At 67.1% G+C, this 4,121-nt stretch carries 4 protein-coding genes; all 4 read left to right on the plus strand.

Features of this window, described 5'->3' with window-relative positions; genetic code table 11:
* Window positions 1–782 (plus strand): SURF1 family protein (locus DYI24_RS22515; RefSeq protein ID WP_205523635.1); only part of this gene is annotated, 782 nt, incomplete at its 5' end.
* 147 nt (window positions 783–929) lie between these two features.
* On the plus strand, window positions 930–2,348 hold the full coding sequence (gene thrC / locus DYI24_RS22520; protein ID WP_164573913.1) for a threonine synthase: 1,419 nt from the start codon (window positions 930–932) through the stop codon (window positions 2,346–2,348).
* The gene (locus tag DYI24_RS22525; RefSeq protein WP_107343010.1) at window positions 2,345–3,634 is read left to right on the plus strand and encodes a M16 family metallopeptidase; all 1,290 of its coding nucleotides are present in this window, start codon (window positions 2,345–2,347) and stop codon (window positions 3,632–3,634) included. Before thrC ends, DYI24_RS22525 begins: the two co-directional genes overlap by 4 nt.
* 61 nt (window positions 3,635–3,695) lie before the next feature.
* Window positions 3,696–4,121 (plus strand): GNAT family N-acetyltransferase (locus tag DYI24_RS22530; RefSeq protein ID WP_164573914.1); only part of this gene is annotated, 426 nt, incomplete at its 3' end.

Consider the following 4,121-nt stretch of genomic DNA (forward strand, 5'->3'; position numbering starts at 1 on the left):
GGCGCAGCATCGCCGGGATGAGCCTGATCGCGCTGACGATGGTGGCGGTGCTGCTGTCGCTGGGGATCTGGCAGTTGCAGCGGCGCGACGAGAAGCATCGGCTGATCGCGGCTCTGAGTGAACGGCTGGCCACCGGGCCGGTGGCGCTGCCCGCCGCGCGCGACTGGCCGGCGCTCGATCCGCCGAACGATGAATTTCGCCGCGTCCGCTTCACCGCGACCTATCTGAAACTGCCGGATGTGATGGTGTATTCATCCGGCTCGGCGGTGCGCGATGACGTCGCCGGTCCCGGCACTTGGGCGTTCCTGCCGGCGCGGCTGGTGGACGGCCGCATTGTGGTGATCAACGCCGGCTTCGTGCCCAACACCATGCAGGAGCGAGGTGCCGAGGATCGCGCGGTACAGCCGCTGCTGAGCGGTGAGCCGGCGACGCTGACCGGCTATTTGCGATTTCCCGAGCAGCCGGGCCTGTTTGCGCCGGCCCCAAGCCTCGACAAGCGGCTGTGGTTCACCCGCGACGTGCCGGCGATGGCCGCCGCGCTCGGGTGGGACAAACCGGCCGAGATCGCGCCGTTCTACATCGACTTGGAGATGCCGATGCCGGCCGGCGGTGTGCCGAAGCCGGGGCCGCTCGGCGTGCATCTGCGCGACAACCACCTGCAATACGCCATCACCTGGTTCGGGCTTGCGGCTGCGGTGCTGGTGGCGTTCGCGTTCTGGCTGCGCGGCCAGGGACGGCAGGTGGCAGTGCCGCCGGCGAACGCATCACGTCGCATCGCCTGAGCCCCCTCGGTGGGCGCATCCGCCACAGGGAGCGATTTCCCCTGCGCCTCAAACTCCTTTATGGTGAGGCCGATTTCACCCGCGCGTGAGACTGAACTCGATCAATATCAAAGGCTTGGGCGTTGGGCCGGGCCTTTGGAGGCACCCTTGACGACCTATGTTTCGACCCGGGGCGAAGCCCCGCGCCTCGGCTTTTGCGACGTGATGCTGACCGGGCTCGCCCGTGACGGCGGACTGTATATTCCGGAAGTCTGGCCGCAGCTCACTCCCGATACCATCACCAGCCTGTTCGGCCGGCCGTACTGGGAGGTCGCCGGCGAGGTGATCCGGCCGTTCGTCGCCGGCGAGATCTCCGACGCCGAGCTCGGCCGGATGGCGAGCGACGCCTACGCCACCTTCCGGCATCCGGCGGTGGTGCCGCTGCGGCAGACCGGCCCGAGCCAGTTCGTGCTCGAGCTGTTCCATGGGCCGACGCTGGCGTTCAAGGACGTCGCGATGCAGCTGCTGTCGCGGCTGATGGATCACGTGCTGGAGAAGCGCAAACAGCGCACCACCATCGTGGTGGCGACTTCCGGCGACACCGGCGGCGCTGCGGTCGAAGCCTTCGCCAATCTGAACAATGTCGACCTCGTCGTGCTGTTTCCGCACGGTCGGATCTCCGACGTGCAGCGGATGATGATGACGACGTCGGGCGCCCCGAACGTGCATCCGCTGGCGATCGAAGGGCACTTCGACGACTGCCAGGCGATCGTGAAGGGGCTGTTCAATCACCACAAGTTCCGCGACCAGGTGGCGCTGTCCGGCGTCAACTCGATCAACTGGGCCCGTATCGTCGCGCAGGTGGTGTACTACTTCACCAGCGCGGTCGCGCTCGGCGCGCCGAACCGTGTGGTCGACTTCACCGTGCCGACCGGCAATTTCGGCGACATCTTCGCCGGCTACGTCGCCAAGAAGATGGGCCTGCCGGTGCGTCGGTTGAAGATCGCCGCCAACGTCAACGACATCCTGGCGCGCACCCTGAAGACCGGCATCTACGAGGTGCGCGAAGTCCACGCCACCACCTCGCCGTCGATGGACATCCAGGTGTCGTCGAATTTCGAGCGGCTGCTGTTCGAGGCCTCCGGGCGCGACGCGGCGCTGATTCGTTCGCTGATGGGCTCGCTCGGCCAGTCCGGCCGCTTCGTGCTGCCGGATGCGGTGCTCGCCGCGGTGCGCGAGGAGTTCGACGCCGGCCGTGCCGACGAGGCGGAAACTGAATCGGCGATCCGTGCCGCTTGGCGCGAGGCGGGCGACCTGATCGATCCGCACACCGCGGTGGCGCTGGCCGTGGCCGATCGCGACACCACCGATTCGAGCGTGCCGAACATCGTGCTGTCGACTGCCCATGCGGCGAAGTTCCCGGACGCGGTGGAAGCTGCTTGCGGCATCCGGCCGGAGCTGCCGGCCTGGCTCGACGGGCTGATGAGCAAGACCGAAACGATCAAGATCATGCCGCGCGATCAGGTGGCGATCGAACGTCACGTGCTGGCGGTGAGCCGCGCCGCCAAGCAAGGAGCCGCCGGATGACCGTCGAAGTCAGCAAGCTTCCCTCCGGCCTCACCATCGTCACCGACACCATGCCGCATCTCGAGACTGCCGCGCTCGGCGTCTGGACCGGCGTCGGCGGCCGTGACGAAAAGCCGGACGAGCACGGCATCTCGCATCTGCTCGAACACATGGCGTTCAAGGGCACCACGCGTCGCACCTCGCGCGAGATCGCCGAGGAGATCGAGGCGGTCGGCGGTGACCTCAATGCCGGCACTTCGACGGAGACCACCGCGTATTATGCGCGGGTGATGAAGGCGGACGTGCCGCTGGCGCTCGACGTTCTGTCGGACATTCTCGCCAATCCGTCGTTCGAGGCCGAAGAGCTCGAACGCGAGAAGAGCGTGATCGTGCAGGAGATCGGCGCCGCGCAGGATACGCCTGACGACGTCGTGTTCGAGTATCTGAACGAGCTTTGCTACCCGGAGCAGCCGATCGGTCGCTCGCTGCTCGGCACCGCCAAGACGCTGAAGAGCTTCAGCCGCGAAAAGCTGCAGTCGTATCTGTCGACGCATTATCGCGGTCCGGACATGGTCGTGGCGGCTGCCGGCGCGGTCGACCACGCCCGTATCGTCGAAGAGGTTTCGCACCGCTTCGCCAGCTTCGATGCCACGCCGGCACCGAAGCCGCAGCCCGCGATGTTCGGCGCGGGCGGCTCGCGGGTCGTGCATCGCGATCTCGAGCAGGCGCATCTGACGCTGGCGCTCGAAGGGCTGCCGCAGGGCGCGCCGACGCTGTTCAGCCTGCAGGTGTTCACCAACATCCTCGGCGGCGGAATGTCGTCGCGGCTGTTCCAGGAGGTGCGGGAGAAGCGCGGGCTGTGCTACTCGATCTACACCTTCCACGCGCCCTACAGCGACACCGGGTTCTTCGGTCTCTACACCGGGACCGATCCGGCCGATGCGCCGGAGATGATGGAAGTGATCGTCGACGTCATCAACGATGCGGTCGACACCCTGACCGACGCCGAGATCTCGCGGGCCAAGGCCCAGATGAAGGCGGGCCTGCTGATGGCGCTGGAGAGCTGTTCGTCTCGCGCCGAGCAGCTGGCGCGGCACATCCTGGCCTATGGCCGGCCGTTGCCGGTCGACGAATTGGTCGGGCGAATCGATGCCGTCACCATCGACACCGCGCGGGAAGCTGGACGCACGCTGCTGGCACGGAGCCGGCCGGCCGTGGTGGCACTCGGCAGTGGCCGCGGTCTCGACAGAGCTGTCAGCTTTGCTGAAGGCTTGACACAATCCAAGGCCAAGACGTCCTATCATTGAGCTGACGCCGCGGGTCGCGGCGTTCGAGGCCCGCCGATTCTGCGGGTCGGGAGTGCCGTCCATGGCGCTGTTTCGTATGCCATCCGTCGGGCCCGCTGCGCTGGCGCCGCGCGGCAATGGGCTGTTGCTGCGCGCGCCGCAGATGGCGGATTTCCCGCAATGGGCCGAGCTGCGCGAGTACAGCCGGGCCTATCTGACGCCGTGGGAGCCGATCTGGCCGTCCGACGACCTGACCCGCTCCGGCTTTCGCCGCCGGCTGCGCCGCTATTCTGAAGATGTCGCCTCCGACCGCTCCTACCCGTTTCTGGTGTTTCGCGAGCACGACAACCAGCTGGTGGGCGGGGTGACCCTCGCCAATGTCCGTCGCGGCATCGTTCAGGCCGGCACCATCGGCTATTGGATCGGCCAGCCGTTCGCGCATCAGGGCTATATGACGGCGGCGCTGCGGGTGCTGCTGCCGACGCTGTTCGGCGAACTCAATTTGCAC

The organism is Rhodopseudomonas sp. BR0C11, assembly GCF_010820945.1.
In the GTDB taxonomy this organism is placed as follows: Bacteria; Pseudomonadota; Alphaproteobacteria; order Rhizobiales; family Xanthobacteraceae; genus Rhodopseudomonas; species Rhodopseudomonas palustris_H.

Coding starts and splice junctions, on each gene's coding strand:
- DYI24_RS22525 (WP_107343010.1), top strand. CDS start 2,345: ATGACCGTCGAAGTCAGCAAGCTTCCCTCCGGCCTCACCATCGTCACC.